Annotated in this window: 21 protein-coding genes; 7 read left to right on the plus strand and 14 right to left on the minus strand. The window is 57.5% G+C overall.

Annotated features, from left to right (window positions below):
- Positions 1 to 2: 2 nt before the first annotated feature.
- From BM035_RS18450 to BM035_RS18500, 11 genes are all read right to left on the minus strand, one after another.
- Positions 3 to 476 carry a Na+/H+ antiporter subunit E gene (locus tag BM035_RS18450; protein WP_014577874.1) on the minus strand — a complete coding sequence of 158 codons (474 nt, stop codon included), beginning with the start codon at positions 474 to 476 and terminating at the stop codon, positions 3 to 5.
- Complete coding sequence (locus BM035_RS18455; RefSeq protein WP_092033638.1) at positions 473 to 1,987, minus strand: Na+/H+ antiporter subunit D; 1,515 nt, start codon at positions 1,985 to 1,987, stop codon at positions 473 to 475. The genes BM035_RS18450 and BM035_RS18455 overlap by 4 nt, the downstream gene beginning before the upstream one ends.
- A complete protein-coding gene (locus BM035_RS18460) occupies positions 1,984 to 2,331 on the minus strand; it encodes a Na+/H+ antiporter subunit C (protein WP_014577872.1) in 348 nt (115 codons plus the stop codon). The genes BM035_RS18455 and BM035_RS18460 overlap by 4 nt, the downstream gene beginning before the upstream one ends.
- A gap of 34 nt (positions 2,332 to 2,365) precedes the next feature.
- On the minus strand, positions 2,366 to 2,791 hold the full coding sequence (locus BM035_RS18465; protein ID WP_041645418.1) for a Na+/H+ antiporter subunit B: 426 nt from the start codon (positions 2,789 to 2,791) through the stop codon (positions 2,366 to 2,368).
- On the minus strand, positions 2,788 to 5,097 hold the full coding sequence (locus BM035_RS18470; protein WP_217646361.1) for a putative monovalent cation/H+ antiporter subunit A: 2,310 nt from the start codon (positions 5,095 to 5,097) through the stop codon (positions 2,788 to 2,790). The genes BM035_RS18465 and BM035_RS18470 overlap by 4 nt, the downstream gene beginning before the upstream one ends.
- 115 nt (positions 5,098 to 5,212) lie before the next feature.
- Entirely contained in the window at positions 5,213 to 5,545 is a 333-nt protein-coding gene (locus BM035_RS18475; protein ID WP_092033641.1) for a Na+/H+ antiporter subunit G, read from the minus strand.
- Between the two features lie 41 nt (positions 5,546 to 5,586).
- Positions 5,587 to 5,856 carry a K+/H+ antiporter subunit F gene (locus BM035_RS18480; protein WP_014577868.1) on the minus strand — a complete coding sequence of 90 codons (270 nt, stop codon included), beginning with the start codon at positions 5,854 to 5,856 and terminating at the stop codon, positions 5,587 to 5,589.
- Positions 5,853 to 6,341: a Na+/H+ antiporter subunit E gene (locus BM035_RS18485; protein WP_014577867.1), complete on the minus strand. Its 489-nt coding sequence runs from the start codon at positions 6,339 to 6,341 to the stop codon at positions 5,853 to 5,855. Before BM035_RS18485 ends, BM035_RS18480 begins: the two co-directional genes overlap by 4 nt.
- The gene (locus BM035_RS18490; RefSeq protein WP_014577866.1) at positions 6,341 to 7,858 is read right to left on the minus strand and encodes a monovalent cation/H+ antiporter subunit D; all 1,518 of its coding nucleotides are present in this window, start codon (positions 7,856 to 7,858) and stop codon (positions 6,341 to 6,343) included. The genes BM035_RS18485 and BM035_RS18490 overlap by 1 nt, the downstream gene beginning before the upstream one ends.
- Complete coding sequence (locus tag BM035_RS18495; protein WP_014577865.1) at positions 7,855 to 8,223, minus strand: Na+/H+ antiporter subunit C; 369 nt, start codon at positions 8,221 to 8,223, stop codon at positions 7,855 to 7,857. Before BM035_RS18495 ends, BM035_RS18490 begins: the two co-directional genes overlap by 4 nt.
- Positions 8,223 to 11,024, minus strand: coding sequence for a monovalent cation/H+ antiporter subunit A (locus BM035_RS18500; protein ID WP_092033643.1), 2,802 nt, complete (start codon positions 11,022 to 11,024; stop codon positions 8,223 to 8,225). The genes BM035_RS18495 and BM035_RS18500 overlap by 1 nt, the downstream gene beginning before the upstream one ends.
- 353 nt (positions 11,025 to 11,377) lie before the next feature.
- Here BM035_RS18500 and BM035_RS18505 point away from each other — a divergent pair, with 353 nt between their 5' ends.
- Together BM035_RS18505 and BM035_RS18510 are read left to right on the plus strand one after the other, a co-directional pair.
- Positions 11,378 to 13,432, plus strand: a complete 2,055-nt coding sequence (locus BM035_RS18505; protein ID WP_092033646.1) for an NADPH-dependent 2,4-dienoyl-CoA reductase — start codon at positions 11,378 to 11,380, stop codon at positions 13,430 to 13,432.
- Positions 13,429 to 14,451: a CNNM domain-containing protein gene (locus tag BM035_RS18510; protein WP_008173984.1), complete on the plus strand. Its 1,023-nt coding sequence runs from the start codon at positions 13,429 to 13,431 to the stop codon at positions 14,449 to 14,451. Before BM035_RS18505 ends, BM035_RS18510 begins: the two co-directional genes overlap by 4 nt.
- Positions 14,452 to 14,461: 10 nt before the next feature.
- Here the strand turns inward: BM035_RS18510 and BM035_RS22675 are convergent, their stop codons facing one another.
- On the minus strand, positions 14,462 to 14,626 hold the full coding sequence (locus BM035_RS22675) for a hypothetical protein (protein WP_008173988.1): 165 nt from the start codon (positions 14,624 to 14,626) through the stop codon (positions 14,462 to 14,464).
- A gap of 110 nt (positions 14,627 to 14,736) precedes the next feature.
- Positions 14,737 to 15,732 (minus strand): GlxA family transcriptional regulator, encoded by a 996-nt coding sequence (locus tag BM035_RS18515; protein ID WP_053112755.1) that lies wholly within the window; start codon positions 15,730 to 15,732, stop codon positions 14,737 to 14,739.
- 114 nt (positions 15,733 to 15,846) lie between these two features.
- On the opposite strand from BM035_RS18515, the gene BM035_RS18520 reads away from it, so the two are divergent.
- Both BM035_RS18520 and BM035_RS18525 read left to right on the plus strand, forming a co-directional pair.
- On the plus strand, positions 15,847 to 17,649 hold the full coding sequence (locus BM035_RS18520; protein WP_092033648.1) for an acyl-CoA dehydrogenase: 1,803 nt from the start codon (positions 15,847 to 15,849) through the stop codon (positions 17,647 to 17,649).
- On the plus strand, positions 17,649 to 18,428 hold the full coding sequence (locus BM035_RS18525; RefSeq protein WP_041645415.1) for a crotonase/enoyl-CoA hydratase family protein: 780 nt from the start codon (positions 17,649 to 17,651) through the stop codon (positions 18,426 to 18,428). Before BM035_RS18520 ends, BM035_RS18525 begins: the two co-directional genes overlap by 1 nt.
- 216 nt (positions 18,429 to 18,644) lie before the next feature.
- Here BM035_RS18525 and BM035_RS18530 read toward each other — a convergent pair whose 3' ends face one another.
- Positions 18,645 to 19,913 carry an alkane 1-monooxygenase gene (locus BM035_RS18530; RefSeq protein WP_053112754.1) on the minus strand — a complete coding sequence of 423 codons (1,269 nt, stop codon included), beginning with the start codon at positions 19,911 to 19,913 and terminating at the stop codon, positions 18,645 to 18,647.
- 182 nt (positions 19,914 to 20,095) lie between these two features.
- On the opposite strand from BM035_RS18530, the gene BM035_RS18535 reads away from it, so the two are divergent.
- The 3 genes from BM035_RS18535 to BM035_RS18545 form a co-directional block, all read left to right on the plus strand.
- Positions 20,096 to 20,356, plus strand: coding sequence for a hypothetical protein (locus BM035_RS18535; RefSeq protein ID WP_053112753.1), 261 nt, complete (start codon positions 20,096 to 20,098; stop codon positions 20,354 to 20,356).
- A gap of 91 nt (positions 20,357 to 20,447) precedes the next feature.
- Complete coding sequence (locus BM035_RS18540) at positions 20,448 to 20,729, plus strand: hypothetical protein (protein ID WP_008174002.1); 282 nt, start codon at positions 20,448 to 20,450, stop codon at positions 20,727 to 20,729.
- Between the two features lie 261 nt (positions 20,730 to 20,990).
- A partial coding sequence (locus BM035_RS18545) for an alkaline phosphatase (protein ID WP_139216066.1) occupies positions 20,991 to 21,778 on the plus strand: 788 nt, incomplete at its 3' end.

Genomic DNA, 21,778 nt, shown 5'->3' on the forward strand with positions numbered 1-21,778 from the left:
TCCTAGCGCATAACCTTGAGGATTCGGTGTTCCAGTTCTCTCAGGTCATTTCTCAGCTGTTCCTCGTCCTGAAGAAACATGGCGTGGATGAAAAGCACCCGTCGATCATCGGAAACATCCAGGCTGAGGGTCCCCGGTGTCAGTGAGATCACACTACTGACGAACATGATCTCCATATCGGTACGTGCCTGTAGCGGAAATGCGATCACACCGGGCTTCATGTGCCAAACCGGCGTGGCGACATCGTAGGCAACCCGCAGGTTGGATTTCACCAGCTCTTTCAGGAAAAAGGCCAGGAAGGCGATTAATCTCGGAATTCTCCGGGAGTAGCCCTTCAACGCGGGCACCTGGTTTTGTAGAACCATGAGCGCGATGTAGCCAAAACAGAAGCCGGCCAGCAGGTTCATGGCAGTGACGCTGCCACTGAGAACCACCCAGGCGATTGCAAGCAGCAGGTTCCAGAACAGGCCAATCATTTCGGCGTCCCTCCAAGAACCGCTTCTATGTATAGCTGCGGGTTCATTAACTGGTCTGCGGCCGTCTCGGCCAGAACGTAAATTGGCTGCCCGTACAGGCCAATCATGAGCGTGCAAGCCGCAAGCCCGACCACCGGCACGTAGTAGGCCCAGTTGTGCGTATTTTTTATCTCGCCGTTGAGCCTGCCGACATCGGTCACATGGTCGGGAACCTTTTTCCAGAAGACTTCCGCCCAGATCTTGATCATTGAGTACAGGGTCAGCAAGCCAACCAGCAGAGCGATGGCAGAGATCACATATTCACTGGCCTCCAGGCTGGCTTTCACCACAATGAACTTGGCGAAAAAACCGGACAAAGGCGGAATACCGGCGAGCGAGAGCGCCGGAATCAAAAACAACAGAGCGAGGTACGGGCGCTGACGGTAAACACCGCCCAGGTTCTTCAGCTCATAGCTCCCAAGCAGACGGTAGGTGATACCGCTCACCAGGAACAGATTCGTCTTCACAATGATGTGGTGCATGATGTAAAACACGCCGCCAATCAGGGCCAGAGGCGTGAACAGCGCCAGCCCGAGCAGCATGTAGCCGATCTGGCTGACAATGTGGAAAGAAAGGATTCGCCGGAATTCGAACTGCGCCGCCGCGCCGAGAACGCCGGTCAGCATTGTCAGGGCCGTGGCCCAGAGCAATATGGTGTGTGTGTAGGCGACGTCCTGCGTGAAGATCAGCGTGAATACCCGATAGAGTGCGTAGACCCCTACCTTGGTCAGCAGCCCTGCAAACAGCGCTGAGACGGCGACTTGCGGCGTGTGATAGGAGGCAGGGAGCCAGAAAAACAGGGGAAACGCCGCCGCCTTGATGCCGAACGATACCATGAACATCAGCGAGACCACCGTCACCATGCCAGGGTCTTCCACGCTGTTCAGTTTCTGGGCGATGTCCGCCATGTTCAGGGTGCCCACCATCCCGTAGAGCAGGCCCACGGCGGAGAGGAAAATGGCCGACGAGAACAGGTTCAGGGTCACGTACTTGATGGCGCCTTCCATCTGGGCTCGCTCCCCGCCCAGGGTCAGGAGGGCAAACGATGCCAGCAGCATCACCTCGAACCAGACGAACAGGTTGAATATATCGCCAGTCAGAAAGGCTCCGGCTACGCCGGCGAGCAGCAGGTGCATCAGGGGGTAATAACCGAATTTTTCATGACCTTTCGGTGTTGAGGCCAGCGAATAGATTGCGATGGCAAGGCCGATAATGCCGGTTAGCACAATCATGATGGCGCCAAGAACATCGGACACCAGCACGATGCTGAAGGGCGCAGGCCAACTGCCCATTTCAACCACCAGAAAACCCTGCTCAATGGTTGAACTCATGAGCCAGATGCCGGCTGCCAGCAACAGCCCGGTGGCAACAACTGCAAGGACCCGCTGAAGCGTGATCGAGCGCCAGAATGCCAGGGACAGAGCTCCGGCTGTCAGGGGTATCAGGATCGGGAGAACGAGTTCCGGGTTCAAGTATCCGTATCCTTCATCTTGTCCAGGTCATCGGTTCCAACCACTTCGTAGGCACGACGGATCAGAACCACGGCGAACGCCAGGACGCTGAAAGCAATCACAATGGCGGTGAGAATAAGGGCCTGCGGCAGGGGATCGGCCACTGCTCCAACGACTTCACTCGCCCCCTCGGGAATCAGCGGTGGTGCGCCCCGGGTCAAACCCGCGACCACGAAAATCAGAAGGTTGGCCGCGTTGCTCAGAATGATCAGGCCAATGACGAGTTTGACGATAGAGCGGCGCAGCATCATGTATATGCTGGCTGTAAACAGCAGCCCAACGACATAGGCCATCAAGGTTTCCATAACTGAGCCCCCTCCCTGGGAATGAATGCACGGTTCATTCGTCCGACTCCATCAGGCTGATCACAAAGGTCATCAGCGTGCCCAGTACGGCCAGGTACACGCCAATGTCGAAAATCAGAACGGTTGATAGTTTCAGGTAGCCTTCACCGGGGAGTGGAACCTCCCACCAGAGTGCGGTAAGCATGGCCTGGCCAGTCCAGAAGGCAGGGATTGTTGAGGCGAGACCGAAGAGCAACCCGGCCGCCAGAATATCCCGGGGGCTGACACGCAGCAGCTTGCGGGTTGATTCGGCGCCAAACGCGAAGGCATAGAGCACAAACGCACTTGCCGCCACCAGTCCACCGATAAAACCGCCACCGGGTTCGTCGTGCCCGCGCAAAAGCAGGAACACCGAAAACATCAGTTGTAGCGGCATAATCGCGAGAGCGGCGGTGTGGAGTATGAGCGTATTGGTTTTCATGGCTTGTGCTGGTCCTCCGCCCTGAGTTTGACCATCGAGTAAACCCCCATCGCCGCAAGGCCCAGAACAAAGATTTCCCCCAGGGTGTCCAGCTGCCTGAAATCCACCAGAATTACATTGACGATGTTTTTGCCGAAGGCCAGGCCATAACTGTTTTCAATGTAATAGCTGGAAATACTGTCGAAGTACTGGATATCCAGCACCGCAAGCATCAGCAGGGTCATGGTCGCGCCGGCAAAGATAGCCACGGACAGGTCCCGATAACGTTCCCACGGCGATGAGAGGTTGACGAAAGGCGGCAGTTTGAAGAGCACCAGGACCAGCAGTATCACAGTCAGGGTCTCCACGAGGAGCTGAGTGATGCCAAGATCCGGCGCGCTGAAATGAATGAATATCAGGGCCACTCCGAAACCCAGCACGCCGACTGACGCAACGGAACCCAGCCGGGACCGGGTGACACTGGCAAACACGGTGGCTGCGACAATAAGAAGAGCGATGCCAAACTCGTAGAAGTAGCCATTGCTGAAATCGAAATCCAGCTGGAAACCGTGGCGGGTGAACAGCGTGTAGCCTGTCAGACCGAAAGTGACCAGAACGAGGATCAGCAGATAGATGCCCAGAACCCCGTTTTGCAGCACCCGGGTTTGCCAGCTTGCAACCTGGGTGATCCCGAGCATGAATCGGAAATAGCCCGCCTCCGGACCAAAGCGGCTGGCGGCCGTGTTGACGGCATAAAGCTTCGGATGCAGTCGCTGCCAGGTTATGAAAAGCAGGGAGCCTGCGAGGAGGCTGGCGCCAGACAGCATCAATGGAACATTCACTCCGTGCCACAGGGCCAGAGCCGTCGTCACCCCAGTGCCATAGACGGATGAGACTGTGGCATCCAGTACGAAGATTGCGGGCACAAATGGCGCCACGCCAAAAATCAGCGCCAGAAGGGTCAATACGGCCGGGCCAATCAACATGGCGACGGGCGCGTCGTGGGGCTGTTTTGGAGTGGTGCGAACGGGACCGAAGAACGGCTTCAGGAAAACCAGTCCCGCTACGGCCACGACCAGAATCGACGAAGCGACAGCTGCTGTCAGGAGCCCCCATGGCCACACCGGCGAGTTGATAACCGACTCGAACATCAATTCCTTGGCAACGAAGCCGAAGAGTGGCGGAAGCCCTGCCAGCGACAATGCAGCCAGCCCGGTGATAACCGCGGTCCTGGGCATGCTGCGCCAGAGCCCGCCCATTTTCGTGATGTCTTTGGTGCCTGTTTCGTGGTCCAGTGCGCCCGCCAGCATGAACAGGGCGCCCTTATACAGCGAGTGCGCCACCAGAACGCAGACGAAAGCGATGATCGCCTTTTCCGTGCCGATCCCGATGAGCATGGTGAGGGTGCCCAGCGCCATGACCGTCGAGTATGCCAGCACCTTCTTGATGCCGGTGCTACTGAAGGCCAGGTAGGCGCCAGTGAGCATGGTCGCAGCGCCGAAAAACATCAGGGAGTTGCTCCACAGCGCATCCCCGTCCATGGATGAGTTCAGGCGCGCCAGCAGATAGACGCCTGCCTTGACCATGGTCGCCGAGTGCAGGTAGGCAGAAACGGGGGTGGGCGCAGCCATGGCATTGGGTAACCAGAAGTGAAATGGTACCTGCGCAGACTTGGTGAAGGCTCCGATGAGTATGCAAACTGCCGCCGCGGTGTAGTAACCATGGTCGTGAATGGCCAGATCGGATGCCAGTATCTCGGAGAACGAATAGCTCCCCGTGATGAAGATCAGGAGAATCAGGCCGGCCATCAGTACCAGGCCGCCTCCCGCTGTGACGAAGAGCCCCTGCAGGGCGCATTTCCTGGCTTCTGCATCTTCATGGTTGAAGCCGATCAGCATGTAGGACGTGATGCTGGTCAGTTCCCAGAACACGAAAAAAGTGATGAGGTTGTCGGATAATACCAGCCCAAGCATCGACGCCATGAACGACAGCATGATGACGTAGAATCGGCCGAGATCCTTGTGGCCCTGGAGGTAGGAACCGGCATAGATCAGGATAAAGGCTCCGATACCGCTGATCAGAAGCGCGAAGACCAGTGCCAGGCCATCAACCATGAAATCCAGCGAGACGCCGAGTCCGGGCATCCACTGGTTACGAATCAGAAGAGTTTCACCGCCGCTGACCGCCGGGATGAGGCTGACAAAATAGGCCGTGAGCAATGCGGGGAGAAGGGCCAGCACCCAGCCAATGTGTTTACCTGCCACGCGATAGAGCGCGGGAACCGCCACAGCCAGCAAAAATCCCGAAAGCACAGCCAGTAACATCATTCAAGGGTGCTCCTTTAAGACCCAAGTTAAAACGTCCTGCAGTTAACGGCGGTTTTTATAATCCGTATTTAATACGATTCCTTGGCACAAAAAGTTCTTGGACTTGTTGATTGAATTACTGGTCCCAGGGATGGCCCCGGGTGTTTTCTGTGGTGTTAACCTTCAAATGCATGGCAGCTTTTGCCAGGAAGTTGGCACTCACAGGGGCCGTCATGAACAGAAAGGCCGTGATCAGGAATTCCTCAATACCGATGCCCTGTCCAAGTGTGCTGAAGTAGATCACAGAGCTGATCACAATGGCGCCCACTCCAACCGTGGTTGCTTTGGTGGGGCCATGAAGGCGAGTAAAGAAATCCGGTAGGCGAGCCAGGCCAATAGCGCCGATCAGGGTAAATGCGCCCCCGATGATCAGAAGCAGGGAGATGGCGAATTCAGCGTAGGGGTTCATCGGATGTTTCCTCCAGGAGCATTTTTTTGCCGGGTGCGGGCTTACTCAATGACGCTGCCCCGCTTCAGATATTTGGCCATGGCGACGGTTCCAACAAAGCCCATGACAGCAATCAGAAGAGCCGCCTCAAGGTACATGCGTGTTCCGAGTGTGAGGCCGAGCAGAATAATCAAGGCAATGGCGTTGATGTAGAGCGTGTCGAGTGCCAGCACTCTATCGGGTGCATCCGGTCCCTTGATCAGACGGTATACATTCAGAAGCGCCGCCACAGTGACCATGGCAATGGTGATGTAGAGGGCGATGGCTATCATTGGAACATCTCCAGCAGAGGCTTCTCGTAGCGGGTTTTGATCGTATCGATAACTGTCTGGTCGTCCTCGGCGTCAAGCGCGTGAATCAGCAGCAGCTTGTTGTCATCGCTGACGTCAGCGCTCACAGTGCCGGGCGTCAACGAGATAGTGCTGGCCAGAATTGTGATGGCCAGAGGGTGCTCCAGCTCCAGGGGATAACAGACAAATGCAGGACGTGCCGGCCGCGGGCTGAGGATGAGCCGTGCCACTTCGACACTCGCGATAACAATATCCCAGACAACGCGCAGGAGGTAGGCGGGCACTCTCCAGGCTTTGATGAATGCCGGCGGATCCGGCCAGAAGCCCTGGGTTATCTGAGGTATTGCCCATGCCAGGATCAGGCCCAGTACTGCGCTGCCACCGCTTATTCCGTCACTCAGAAACTGCCAGGTGATAAAAAGGGTAAGGCTCAGCCAGGGCTGGGGAAAACTCAGGCGATCAAGCATCAGCTGTCCTCCCTGACCATCTTGGTTTGCAGGATCTCAATATAGGCATCCTTGTTGTGCAACTGTTCGGCCGTGGCATCGGTGTAGCGGGTAATCGGGCCCGCCAGCACAACGATCACCACTGCCAGTGCAGTCAGGGCACCGGCTGCGACAGAAATCCGGCCGTTGAGCGGATCTGGCTTTTCCAGATGACCATCCACCGTGCGCCAGAAAACGATACTGCCAGCGCGGCTGTACGCGATGACGGTCAGGAAACTGCCGATCAGAAGTACTGACCAGAGCCATGCCATTTCGGTTCCCGACTGAACAGATTGCAGAATCAATACCTTGCCGAAAAAGCCACTCAATGGCGGAAGGCCAGCCGCCGCTACGGCTCCGACCAGGAACAGCACGCTCAGGAAAGTACGGTTCTGCATTTTGGGGGCGGTAACGATTCGATCCTTGGCCGAGCCCCTCTGGTTGGCCACAAGCTCCGATACCAGAAACAGGCCGCCAACCGTCCAGGTGGTGCTCAAGAGATAGAACAGGGCAGCAGACAGACCGGCTTCGGACCCGAGCGAAATCGGTGCCAGCAAAGTGCCCACGGAAATGATGACCTGCCACGCGACCAGGGTTTTCAGGCTGCCGGACCCCAGCGCACCAATAACCCCCATGGCGAGGGTGGCCAGGGCAATGGGGAACAGCCAGTCCATGCCCAGATTGGCGAGTTCGCCGGCGTCGTCGCCGAAGATCAGCAGATACACCCGCAGAATGGCGTATATGCCAACCTTGGTCATCACCGCAAACAGCGCGGCCACGGGCGCCGTGGCTTTGGAGTAGGCACGGGGTAACCAGAAGCATAGGGGTAGAATCGCGGCCTTGAGACCGAACACCACCAGCAACATCATGCCGCCGGCTTTAACGATGTTCAGACCTTCCCCGGACACCTGCGGAATCTTGACGGCCAGGTCTGCCATATTGAGGGTGCCGGTGACGCTGTAGATCATGCCAACACTGATAAGGAACACGGCGGAGCCTATCAGGTTCAGCACGACATAGTGCAGGCCCGGAACGGTCCTTACCGTGCCACCGCCATGCATCAGCAACCCGTAGGAGGCAATGAGCAGCACCTCGAAGGCAACAAACAGGTTGAACAGGTCACCGGTCAGGAAGGCGATGTTCAGCCCCATCAGCTGGAACAGGAAAAGTGCATGGAACTGGCGGTTGCCTTCGTCGGCACCGCCGATCGAATAGATGTGACAGAACAGGGCCAGCACGGCCGTCATGACCAGCATAAGTGCTGCGAGACGGTCCAGGACCAGTACGATCCCGAACGGTGGCTGCCAGTTGCCGAACGCATAGATGCGATAGCTGCCGTCGTCTGCCAGTACCAGAAGCACGATGGCGGAAACCAGCATCAAAACGGTTGTAGCCAGTGCCAGGGTGCGGCGAAGACTGATGGGTGCATAGCCCATGAAAGCCTGAAGAATGCCGCCTAGCAGCGGAATCAGAACAGGAGCGGTAAGCCAGTGGTTCATTTACCGTTTACCTCCTCTTCCTGTTCCGGAGCAGGCGATTTGTAGGGCTGTTTACCATCCACGTGGTCGTCCTCGTTGTCCGCCAGGTTGCGCAGTGACAGGACGACAACGAACGCGGTCATGGCGAAACCAATCACGATAGCAGTCAGTACCAGTGCCTGTGGCAGCGGGTCGGAATAGCTCGCAGCCGTTCCGAGGACCGGTTGCTGGCCGGTCGCCAGGCGACCGCTGGAGAAGAGAAAGAGGTTCACCCCGTAGGACAGCATGGTCAGTCCCACCACGACAGGAAAGGTGCGAGCCCGCAGAATCAGATAAACGCCGGATGCCGTCAGGGCACCAATGACCAGCGCAAAAACAAGCTCCATTATGCACCCTCCTTTTTACTCTTTATGGCGGAGTGGGGAGATATCCGGCCGATACTGACCAGCGCAAGCAGGGTAGCGCCGATCACAGTGAGATAGACGCCCAGATCAAAAATCAGTGCAGACGCGACCTCGAATTTGCCAACCACAGGCCAGGTTATGTAATCGAACGTGGAGGTCAGGAACGGATAGCCAAAGGCGAGGCTTCCGGCGCCCGCAACTGTTGCGAAGAGCAGGCCAAGGCCGATCACGTTGTGGTAACGGACAGTGATTCGGTCTTCGGTCCAGTCCATACCGCTGGCAATGTACTGGAGAATAAGGGCAACCGAAGTCACCAGGCCGGCGATAAAGCCGCCCCCGGGCAAATTGTGACCCCGCAGGAAAATGAAGGCGGATACCATCAGTGCCAGTGGCAGCATGGGCCGGGCAATCAACCTCAGCATCAGCGGGTGGGAATCCCGGGTCCATGCATGTCCCTCGCCGTCGCTGGGAGGTGGCGTCAGGGCCGTGTCCTTCAGCATGGCGTAGATGCCAAGGGCAGCAATGGCAAGGACGGTAATCTCACCCAGGGTATCGAAGCCCCGGAAGTCCACCAGGATCACGTTGACCACGTTGGTGCCGCCGCCACCGGTTTTGCTGTTTTCGAGGAAGAAATCAGAAATCGAACTGAACGGTTGAGTCAGCATCGCCAGTGTGACCAGCGTCATGCCAATGCCGGCAACCGCCGCAATGGCAATATCCCGCAACCGGCGTTTCAGTGGTGTCTCGATAGGCGTCCATGCAGGCATGTAAAAGATTGCCAGCATCAGGAGAACAATAGTGACGACCTCAACGGAAAGTTGTGTCATTGCCAGATCTGGTGCTGAGAAACGGGCGAAAGCCAGAGCCACGATCAGACCGACGACGCTCAGCAAAACAAGGGCATAGAACCTTTGACGGTGCAGGATGGCCGTTGTCAGAGCACAGAAGATCAACAGAACGGCCGCGATCCCTGTTGGTAAATCCAACGGGCTCAGTCCGTTTTCGCCGACAAAAATGCCAAGCCCGAGAAGCGGCATGGCTGCGACCGCGATAGCGCTTACCAGAAGAAGCATGGCGTATCGCTGAAGCGAGCCATTTTCGATGCGCGTGGTAAATCTGTTGGCGAGATCGACAACCCGCAGCACCACCGCTTCGAATACCGCCTTCTCATCAATTTCCTTGAACCGGGCGTGGAAGTCGAAGAAGCGCTGACGCTGGCTGTACATCAACAGTCCACCGAAGAAAGCGACGAAGCTCATGACCAGCGGCAGGTTGAAGCCGTGATAAACAGAAAGCGTGTAGTCCGGCACATCTCCGCCAAGCGTCGCGGACGCTGCGATCTGGAGCAACGGGCCCACGGAAACAGCAGGGAACACGCCGACCATGATGCAGGCAAATACCAGGATCTCCACCGGAAACTTCATGTAGCGTGGAGGCTCATGCGGTGGGTAGATCGGAAGATCGACGGGCTTGCCGTTGAAGAACACATCGTGGACAAAACGTGCTGAGTACGCCACCGCGAAAATACCCGCGAGCGTGGCAACGATCGGAGGTAGCCAGGCCCAGAGCCCCGGCAGGTTCAGCTCCAGGGATTCGGCAAAGAACATCTCCTTGCTCAGGAAGCCGTTCAGCAGTGGAACGCCTGCCATGGATGAGGCGGCCACCATGGCGAGGGTTGCGGTGTGCGGCATGTAACGCCAAAGGCCATTGATGCGCCGCATGTCCCGGGTGCCGGTTTCATGATCGATGATACCGGCGGCCATAAACAGGGAGGCTTTGAACGTGGCGTGGTTGATGACGTGGAACACCGCAGCCACGGCGGCAAGCTGGGTACCCATGCCGAACAGCAGGGTGATCAGGCCCAGGTGACTGACCGTCGAGTGGGCAAGCAGGCCTTTCAGGTCGTGCTTGAACATGGCCACATAGGCACCAATGAGCAGGGTGGCCATGCCGGTAAAGCTGACCATGTAGAACCACTGTTCAGTGCCTGCCAGGGCCGGATACAGCCGGGCCATGAGAAAAATACCGGCTTTGACCATGGTAGCCGAGTGCAGGTAGGCCGAGACGGGTGTCGGTGCCTGCATGGCGTGAGGCAGCCAGAAATGGAACGGGAACTGGGCCGATTTGGTGAACGCGCCCAGCAGAACCAGGGTCAGGGCGACCGGATACATGGCATGAGCCTTTATCTGGTCTCCGGCTGCCAGCACGTCATCAAGCTCGAAGCTGCCAACAATGTTGCCGATGATCAGGATGCCGGCGAGCAGTGCAAGGCCGCCGCCGCCGGTTACCGCGAGTGCCATCCGGGCGCCACGGCGGGCGTCCTGTTTATGGGTCCAGAAACTGATCAGCAGGAACGAGGTCAGGCTGGTCAGTTCCCAGAAAATCATCATCAGGAGGAGGTTGCTTGAGAGCACGATGCCGAGCATCGATCCCTTGAAGCACAGCAGCAGGGCGTAGAACTTGCCGACGTTTTCATGGGCTTTCAGGTAATAGCGGGCGTAAAGAATGATCAGCAGCCCGATGATCAGGATCAGCAGAGCGAACAGCAGGGACAGCCCGTCCAGACGAAAACTGAAGGAGAGGCCGAGCGCGGGGAGCCATTCGTAGCTGTGCAGCACAACGCCGCCGTCAGCAAGGGTTTCCCAATGGGGGAAAAGGGCAGCGAGTGCGATCAACGCGGGTACAGAAGATGCAACGGCAATCGCCGTTCTGCCGCCCTGGGCGAACAGGGGTGCGGCTATGGCACCCAGAAAAGGCAGTAAAACAACCAGCGGTAGCGACATCGCAACCTCGTTATTGGTTTTCTTTTACGTGAGTATTGAAGGCATGTTTGCCTGAGTCTAGTCTCCGGCCGGCCACCCTGCACATCGGGCAACGATCCCTTTACGGCATGGCGGGTGGGGTGGATCAGCAGAAGGCAGGCGGGTCCGGGAAGTACGGAAGACGTCCCCGGTGCCGCGCGATGTCAGCGGTAACAGGTGGGCGGGTAACTCTTATGCAGCCGAAGGACCTTGCGGTCATGGTTGCTCCGTCAATGAAACTTGATTGCCGATGATACGTGCCCCGTCTGGAAGGTCAAGTCAACTTGCCATTGATCAAGTGTATACTCGCGATAAATATTTATTGAGAGAGTCCCATGAGCGACACCTATCCCAACCTTCTGAAACCCCTGGATCTTGGCTTCACTGAACTTAAGAACCGAGTGCTGATGGGGTCCATGCACACGGGCCTGGAAGATCGGTTCTGGAACATCCACAAGTTTGCGAGGTACTTTGCCGAGCGCGCAGAAGGTGGCGTGGGGCTCATGGTGACGGGCGGTTTCTCGCCCAATCTGGTTGGGCAGCTGGCCCCCCTTGCCTCGACCATGAACAATCGGGCAACGGCTCTTTTACATCGTCATGTGACCGGCGCGGTGCATGAGGCCGGCGGCAAGATCTGTATGCAGATCCTGCACGCAGGGCGTTATGGCTACCAGCCTCTGATTGTCTCTGCGTCGGCAACCAAAGCGCCGATCAGCCCGTTCAAGGCCCGCGCCCTTTCCTCGAAAGGGGTTGAACGTCAGATCAACGATTTCGTCAGTGCCGCGAAGCTCGCCAAATTTGCGGGTTATGATGGCGTCGAGGTGATGGGCTCCGAAGGCTATTTCATCAACCAGTTTTTGTGTGAGCGGACCAACAAGAGAACGGACAAGTGGGGTGGCCCTTACGAGAACCGTATGCGCCTGCCCGTGGAGATTGTCCGCCGTATGCGCGAGGCTGTTGGGCCTGAATTTATCATTATCTACCGGTTGTCCATGCTGGACCTGGTCGAGGGTGGCCAGACCTGGGATCAGATCGTGACGCTGGGCAAGGCCATTGAGCGGGCAGGAGCCACCATCATCAATACCGGGATTGGCTGGCATGAAGCCCGTGTGCCCACCATCGTTACCTCGGTTCCCCGGGGCGGCTTCGCCGATGTCACCGCCAAGTTCTATGGCGAAGTGGATATCCCGGTGTGTACCACCAACCGCATCAACACCCCCGAAAAAGGAGAAGAGATTCTCGCTGCCGGAAAGGCGGATATGGTGTCGATGGCCCGGCCTCTGTTGGCGGACAGCGAGTTTGTTCGCAAAGCCGAGCAGGGGCGCAGTGACGAAATCAACACCTGCATTGCCTGCAACCAGGCGTGTCTTGACCATGCCTTCCAGGCCAAGCGGGCATCGTGCCTTGTAAACCCGAGGGCCTGCCACGAAACCGAGCTGGTGTTGACGGTAGCGCCGGTTGTGCGCCGGGTCGCAGTGGTGGGGGCCGGACCTGCGGGGCTGGCAGCAGCGACCACCGCCGCGAAACGGGGCCACAAGGTGACCCTTTTCGACGCAGACGATCGGATTGGCGGTCAGTTCAACTACGCCAAACGCATCCCGGGCAAGGAAGAATTCTACGAAACCCTTCGTTATTACCAGCGCCAGATAGAGCTGTTGGAGATCGACCTGAAGCTGGGCACGCGCGTGGACGCGGACTCACTCAAGGCCCAGGGCTTTGATGATGTGGTGATCGCCACTGGCGTGAAGCCGAGAACACCGGCAATTGAAGGCATCGATCATCCCAAGGTGCTCGGATACCTCGATGTGCTCCGTCACAACAAACCGGTTGGTGCGACTGTGGCGGTTATTGGTGCCGTCGGTATAGGCTTCGATGTCAGCGAGTTCCTGACGCACGACTTCAGCCACCATCCCGAAGGCGAGCAGGTCAGCGTTGCCGACTGGCAGGCGGAATGGGGCGTCAACCCGGACTTCGATGGCCCCGGAGGCTTGGCCGAGCGCCAGCCAACACCGTCGCCCCGAAAGATTTACCTGATGCAGCGAAAAACCGGCAAGGTCGGCGGCGGTCTGGGCAAGACGTCGGGTTGGGTGCACCGCAACAGCCTGAAGCACCGTGAAGTCGAGATGCTGAGGGGCTGTCGCTATGAGCGGATTGACGACCAGGGGCTGCATATCTCCCTGACCGACAAAGATGGCAAGGTCACGGAGAGCCGGGTGTTGGCCGTGGACAATGTGATTATTTGTGCAGGCCAGGAACCTTATCGGGAACTTTTCGACGAGTTATCGGACTCTGGGGTGACCGCGCATCTGATCGGCGGTGCAGACGTCGCCGAAGAACTGGACGCCAAACGGGCCATCCGGCAGGGAACGGAAGTCGCAGCCAAATTATGACATTACTAATTGCCTTCGCAGTGCTCTCGATTGGCTTCTCCTTTTTATGCTCCATTCTAGAGGCGGCCCTGCTTTCGGTGACTCCGAGCTACATCGCCTCACTGAAAAAAGAGAAGCCGAAGCTTTTCGCCCGGTTGCGAAAACTGAAAGACGATGTGGACGATCCCCTGTCTGCAATCCTTACACTGAACACGGTTGCCCACACCGTGGGCGCCACCGGCGTTGGCGCCCAGGTGACGGTGGTTTTTGGGGAAGCGTGGCTCGGAATTGCCTCTGCGGTAATGACCCTGGCTATCCTGATATTCTCGGAAATTATTCCCAAAACCATTGGCGCCAAATACTGGCGGAGTATTGCGCCACGGCTGCCAGCTATTCTGGGATTCATGATCAAGGCGCTGCTGCCGTTCATCTGGTTGTCCAAACAGGTCACCCGTCGAATTGGGTCTGGTGAGGCCGACGTTGATATCCGTGCGGAGATCAGCGCCCTGGCGGAGATCGGCAAGGATCAGCAGGCCCTGGACGAAGACGAACGGCGCATGATTCACAACGTCCTGCGATTCCACGAGATCAAGGTCAGTTCTGTGATGACACCAAGGACGGTCTGCAAATACGTTGATCCGGGAATCACTTACGACCAGTTCCGGGAGCAGGTCAGCAAATCACCGTTCTCCCGATACCCTGTAATCGATGAGGAAGGCGAGGCGCTCGGGTACCTGCATCGGGCAGACCTGATCAACCTCGATTCCGATGTCGACCTGCTCGACCACATGCGCAAGATCAAGCGAGTGAAAGGCAACACCAACATCGAATTCCTGTTTTCGGACATGCTGCGAGAGCGGCAACACCTGGCCGTCGTCTATGACGAATTGGGAACCTGGCTGGGAATAGTGACGCTGGAGGACATACTGGAGACACTTTTGGGCACGGAAATCATGGATGAAACCGATAATGTCTCGAACCTCCGCCGGTATGCGAAGCAGCGCTGGAGCCGGCGTTTGAAGAAGTATGGCTCCGGATAGAAGGGTTTGGTTAGCGGGAGGCTTTCAAGGCATTTGAAATCGCCTCGGCTTCAGCTTCAAGTACCTGACTTCGAAGGCTGTTTCCCTGCTGCAGTGCCTGCTCGATCTGCTTGCGCTTCATGTCGTACAGCCTGCTCAGAATCTCTGCCTGGCTTTGTCTGATCGGTGCATTCATGGCGGACCTCCCCATAGTGACACCTGTCGGTATTCTTTACGTTTCAGGCCGAACATTGGCCTTCACTGGAAACCAATGCATAACCCGGGCCAGTCAGGACCGACCAGACATTACCTGACAAAGCGAGAGCGGTAGGCACCCGGTGAAAGCCCGGTATGTTTGCGGAACAGACGCGTGAAGGAACTCACGTCTTCGTAGCCCACCAACTGAGTGATTTCATCAATCGGTAGCCGCGATTTCTCCAAATGCTGACGTGCCACCTCAATCCTGAGAAGTTGTAGATACCCGGTGGGCGTGTCGCCAGTGGCTGCCTTGAATCGGCGAATCAGAGAACGCTCGGTGAGTCCGCTGAGTGAAGCCAGGCGTTGCAGGGTAACAGGGTCCCGGTAATGACTGTCCAGCCAGTCCTGCAGCTTCAGAATGGCGGCATCAGAATGGTAACGGCGAGCCTGCAAGGCACTATAAGGCGCCTGACTGGTCCGCCCCGCATCAATCACAAACGCCTTCGCCAGCTCCCGCGCCACCTGAGCCCCCGCGTAACGTTCGACCAGATAGATCCCCAGATCCCACCAGGCCATGCCGCCCCCGGCACAGGCGATGTCGCCGTCCACCGTTACCAGCTTGTCCGGCTGAAGGTTCACCGCCGGAAAGCGCTGGCGGAACTGATGGCTGAAGCCCCAATGCGTCGTCGCCTGACGACCATCCAGCAGCCCCGCCTCGGCCAGCATGAACGCCCCGGTACAGTTACTGGCTACCCGCACCTGCCCGGCGTCTGAAGACCGAAATGCGCTCAGCCATTCAATAAGCTCCGAATTCCCCGCCAGAACGACTTCGATAGGACCACCAATAGTCGGTATCACCACCAGATCGCTGTCGTCGCCACCCGGTAACAAATCGTTCCAGGCTCCGTCTGGCTGAATGGTCAGTCCGTTAATGCAGCGGCAGGGCGCTCCGTCCTTCGTCAGAAGCCGGGTTGTGAACCGGGGTGTCGGCGCTTCATCGTTAATCCGCGCCCAGGTAACGCCGGCAAGACGGAAAAGATCAATAATGCCAGTGATGGCGCTGGCTAAAGCGCCATCAAAACCGATAACAGAGACCGTTCGCATGCAAACTCCAAATTAGGTCATCAGTGGCAATGTTGACCATAATTATGTCATAAACGCCGGTTTCCAGGAAAAACCAGTTGTGAGAGGCTAACGACATCAAACAGGAGACCAAGCATGACCGACACCCTGATCGACCGCCGCGACCTGGCGTTCCAGCTCTACGAAGTTCTCGATACCGAAAACCTCACCACCCGCGAGCGCTTCAGCGAACACAACCGCGACACCTTCGATGCCGTCATTGAAACCGCCGACAAGATGGCCCGGGAAAAGTTTGCCACCCATAACAGCGCCGCCGACAAGGACGAACCAAAGTTCGTCAACGGCCAGGTCGAGATGCTGCCGCAAGTGAAGGAAGCCTTCGACGCCTATGCGCAGGCCGGCTTTATCGCAGGACGTTACGACTATGAACTGGGTGGCATGCAGTTGCCTGAATCGGTCATGGCCGCCTGCAACGGTTTCTTCACAGCTGCCAACCCCGGCACCGCCGGTTACCCGTTTCTGACCACAGCTGCCGCCAACCTCATCCGGGTTTTTGGCAACGAACAGCAGAAAACCACCTTCCTTCCGAACATGCTCAGCGGTCGTTTCAGCGGCACCATGGCCCTGACCGAGCCCCACGCCGGGTCCTCCCTCGCGGATATTCGGACATCGGCGTCGCCCACAGATGAAGGTCACTACCTGATCAAGGGCGCGAAGATTTATATCTCCGGTGGCGAGCAGTCCATCACTGACAACATCGTTCACATGGTGCTGGCCAAGATCAAAGGGGCGCCGGCGGGCGTGAAAGGTATCTCCCTGTTTATCGTGCCCAAGTTTCTGGTGGATGACGAAGGCAATCCCACTGAACGCAATGGCGTCAGCCTCGCTGGCCTGATTCACAAGCTGGGCTACCGTGGAACCACCTCCACCGCCCTGAGCTTCGGTGATGATGCTCCCTGTCACGGCTATCTGGTTGGCGAGCCCCACCAGGGCCTGAAGTATATGTTCCAGATGATGAACGAAGCGCGGGTTGGCGTGGGTTTCGGCGCCGCTGTGATCGGTTATCGCGGCTACATGCACAGCCTCGAATACGCCAAAGATCGCCTGCAGGGCCGCAAGGCCAGCGAGAAGAATCCGGAAAGCCCGCAGGTGCCGATTATTGATCACGCCGATGTCCGTCGCATGCTGCTTGCCCAGAAAGCCTACAGTGAGGGTGGTTTGGCTTTGTGCCTCTACGGCGCCCGACTGATGGATGACCAGCACACCCATCCCGATGAACAGAAACGCCAGGAAGCCGGAAAGCTGCTGGACCTGTTCACTCCGGTGATCAAAGCATGGCCTTCCGAATACGGCCCCAAGGCTAATGACCTGGCCATTCAGGTATACGGTGGCGCAGGTTACACCCGGGAGTATCCGGTAGAGCAGTGCTGGCGTGACAACCGCCTTAACCCGATTCACGAAGGCACCAATGGTATCCAGGCCATGGACCTGCTGGGCCGTAAGATCTGGCAGGATCAGAGCCACGGTTTGCAGCTGCTCATGCAGGAAATGCAGGTGGACCTGCAGGCAGCCACCACCGATCGTTGCCAGCAATGGGCCCTGTCCCTGAGTGAAACCCTGCAGCAGGCAGTGAAGGTTACCCAAAGCCTGGGTAAATCCCTGATGGAAGGCGATCCCGACAAAACCCTGGCCAATGCCTCCTGCTACCTGCACCTGTTCGGGCACATTATGGTGGCCTGGATGTGGCTGCGTCAGGCCAATGCCGCCTCCCATGCCCTGGGTTCCGCGAATACCGATGATGAACGCAATTTCTACCAGGGCAAACTGCAGGCGGCCCAATACTTCTTCCACTGGGAATTGCCAACCGTGGCTCAGGATCTGGTGCTGCTGCGCAATCAGGACGATACCTGCCTGAACATGAAATCGGAGTGGTTCTGATGGCTCTGGTAAATGTTGAGAAGAAAAATCACATCTTGCTGATCGGGCTGAACCGCCCGGAAAAAATGAACGCCATGAACCGCGAGATGTACCACCAGATTGCGGCGGCCTACCACCAGCTGGAAAACGACCCGGAGCTACGGGTCGGGCTGATGTACGCCGAGGGCGACCACTTCACCAGCGGCCTGCAACTGGACGACTGGGCGGGTGTGTTTGCCAACGGCAAGGGCATTGAACCGGGTGAGGGCGAACTGGATCCCTTCCACATTACCGGTCAGGCGCTGACCAAACCCGTGGTCTTCGCCGCCCAGGGCATCTGCTTCACCTGCGGCGTTGAGATGATGCTCAACACCGACGTGCGCGTCGCGGCCAAAGGCACTCGCTTTGCCCAACTGGAAGTCAAACGCGGCATCTTTGCCTGCGGTGGTGCCACCATCCGCCTCCAGCGTGAAATCGGCTGGGGCAATGCCCAGCGTTACCTTCTGACTGGCGATGAGTGGACCGCCGATCAGGCGTATCAGTGGGGGTTGATTCAGGAACTGGTGGAACCCGGCGAGCAGTTCAACGTCGCGTTGGAAATTGCCGAGAAAATTGCCAGGGCGGCGCCATTGGGTGTCCAGGGCAGTCTTAAATCCTCAAAAATTGCTGTCAGCGAAGGGCAGGAGGCTGCGAAGCAGCGTTTGTTCCCGGACCTTCAGCCGGTTATGGCCAGTGAGGATGTAAAGGAGGGAATTCAGTCATTCCTGGAACGTCGAGAGGCCGCTTTCAAAGGTAAGTAACGGCTCAACTTGGTCAGAAATCACGGGTTTTAGTGCTTATAAAGAAACCTGACTATATCGCCAGAGCTCAGGGCAGCTGACCGGGGTCTTCCTTCCGGGAGTGTGAGCAGCAAGGATGCTGCGATCAAGCCCCCATGGATGGGTTCACGGCGTCTCCCGGAAGGAAGACTCCGGTTGGCTGCATGCTCTATAACGTCAAGGCTTGGGGGCAAGACTTCAGGCGGCCTCGGAATTCCCGGGTTCGCGACGAGCCTTCGCTTCAGCCGCTACCTCCGCAGCATAATCCGAATACTTGGCCATCAGCTCCTCCTTCCGATCCGGATCCCAATTGATTTTACTCAGATCCCCCTCGTAGTGGTCAATCACCCGCTTATCCATGGTTTCATACCACCATTGCGGCAGGTAAGCCGGCAACAGCATCGACGCATAACCACCCGGCAACTGCGGCGCCTTCTCGAAATGCCTCAGGGCCTGGAAGCTGCGTTGTGGGTGGGCATGATGATCCGAATGCCGCTGCAACTGGTACAGGAACAGGTTGGTCACAATATGATTGCTGTTCCAGCTGTGCTCCGGCTGGGTACGCTCGTACTTGCCGTTCTTGTCCTTCTGACGGAGCAGGCCATAGTGCTCAATGTAATTCACACTCTCCAGCAGGCTTGCGCCATACACCGCCTGGGCCGCCAGGAATGGTACTGCCCGTGGGCCGCAAACCAAGGTTGTCGCGCCAAAGAACCCGGCGCTCATGGCCCAGCCCTGCAACAACTCATTATCCAGGCTCCAGAAGCCCTTGCCTTTGCGGGCAAGCCGCGCCTTCTCAATCCTGATGGAGGATTTGATGCCACCCAGCACCGTACGGGGAAGGAACTTCCAGAAACTCTCGCCCATGCGGCTGCTGGCCGGATCCTCCGGTGTGGCCACCCGCTTATGGTGGCCGAAGTTGTGTTCGACAACGAAGTGGGTATACCCGGTGGGCGCCAGAGCCGCCATCGCCAACAGCTTGTTCAGTCTGTTCGATTTGTGACCCAGCTCATGGGCCGTGTTGATGCCTACGCCATTGATGGCACCAACGGTAAGCGTCAGGCCGATTTTATCGTCCAGGGGCGTATCCTTGCGGCTGGCCAGCCAGGCGCCCATGAGGGTCATGGCGTACTGGGTCGGAATAAAGGCCTTCACGATCCGGTCGTAGTACTTGTCCCGTTCCAGGGTCTCCACTGCGGATTCCGGCGGGTTGCTCTGGTCCTCACCAATGGCCCTGTCCAGCGCCGGAATGATGCCGTGCACCAGAGCAGGGCCGGTCCAGGCCAGGGCTTTCAGTTTTTTGGGGGCCAGGGCGTAACCGGTCAGGGCCGCGAGCCCGATGCCCGGCAGGACAGGGCCGAGTAACCACATATAGCGTTTCGGATCCTTCCAGTTGCCAGTGGAGCCGGATTCGGCGGGGGAAACGACATTATGCGATTCCGGGTTGTCGTGGGTCTTGGCGTTCATTGTGTTCTCCCGTTCGGTGCGCGTAATGTCAATTTATGTCGGACAATCTGGCAATGCAACGACCGTCCGGCAGAGCGGGGTAGCTTGGCGCAAAATGACAAATATCATTCTTTTGGCGAAATCCCGTTTTCTGAGCCAGACTTCGGGGAAAACAAGAATTCGACGGTAGTGAAGAATCAGCTATGCCAAATTTTCCCTCCACTCCCTCCGCTACGGCTTCGTACTCAGTTCAGGGTATGCTTCAGGAGTATCTGGGCTCAGGGCAACTGACCGAGGTGGTTTACCGGGACAGCGCCGGCCAGATATGCACGGTGCACGATGTTATTCGTGAGCTTTGCAGTCGCGCAGGGCAGGATTTCCTGCTGCTCGGACGAGGCACCATGCTCCCGCTCGATCATGTCATCACCATTAATGGCCGGCTGCTGGCAGGCAGCACAGGCTAACCAAAGGGTAATCGCCGGGTAATTGCCTTTGGGCCGGGCCTCGCCGTACCCTGTTTCGCGTTGTAAATATTTATCAACAGAGGGATATGGTATGAACAAGCTCACGCTGGGTGCGCTTTTGGTGGTTCTGACACTGGGCCTTGCTGCCTGCGGTTCGGAGGACAACGAAGGCGTGGATGTCGAGCAGGCTGCGGACAACGCCGGAAACATGATGGAAGAGGCTGGCGATTCAGTCGAGGAAACCTACGAGGATGCTACTGGCCAGAACGAAAGCGTCATGGGAGAGTTACAGGAAGGAGCGGAAAACGCAGCTGAGGAGATGGGAGATGCCGCTGAGGAAGCGGGTGACAGGGTAGAGGAGGCTACTCAATAACTCTCCGATAACTCTCCGATAACTCTCTAATTTCCGCCGGCGCGCCTCTGTTTGCGCTGGCGGGTCCTGGTCATCAGCGTCCGGGGAGGAGAGTGAGTCGAATCTTTTGCGGCCAGACAACCTTAATGCCTGAGTAACACAAATGTAGGATTAACGTCATAACCAGCCCCTATCTTTTTAGCGGAGTCGATCCGGAATTCTGTTCGATGAACAGGTTGTACCGGAGTGGCAGACAACAACACCGTTGAAAGGATATGCGCTATGAATCTGGAAAGAGCGTTAATTTCCGTGGCGATCGGGCTGGCATTGTCCGCCAGTGTCGTCGCAGAGATACTACCGACCTCACAAAAGGGCAATACCTGGTTTATTAACGCCGCGGCACAGCTTCAGCAGAAGCTCTCCCTGAAGTCCTCGGATAAGGCGAAAAACGTCATTCTGTTTGTGGGCGATGGCATGGGGGTGTCCACCCTTACCGCTGCGCGCATTCTGGAAGGCCAGAGGCAGGGCAGTCCGGGCGAGGAAAATCTGCTGAGCTTTGAGAGTTTCCCCTTCACGACACTCGTGAAAACCTATAACACCGATGCCCAGGTTCCGGATTCAGCGGGCACCATGACCGCCATGATGTCTGGTTTGAAAACCGATGCGGGCGTGCTGGGCGTGGACGAGGATGTCCAGCGGGGTGATTGCAGCACGGTTGCAGGCAATGAAGTAGTAACCGCTCTGGAGCTTGCGGAAATCAAGGGTTTATCCACTGGTGTGGTCTCCACCGCACGCATTACCCACGCCACACCCGCCGCTGCCTATGCCAAATCGGCAGATCGCAACTGGGAAGACATTTCGGATATGCCTGCTGAAGCGGTTCAGGCCGGTTGCAAGGACATTGCCGATCAGCTGGTCAGTTTCGAGCAACTTCTGGAACAACGTTACGCTGGCGTGGATACCGATGGGATTGACGTGGTCATGGGCGGCGGCCGTCGCCACTTCCTGCCAAATGATGCCAGGTTCAACAGCCCGGATGCGCGATCCAGTGTCGAAGGCGACCGCACCGA

Origin of the sequence: Marinobacter sp. DSM 26671, assembly GCF_900112835.1 — a bacterium.
In the GTDB taxonomy this organism is placed as follows: domain Bacteria; phylum Pseudomonadota; class Gammaproteobacteria; order Pseudomonadales; family Oleiphilaceae; genus Marinobacter; species Marinobacter flavimaris.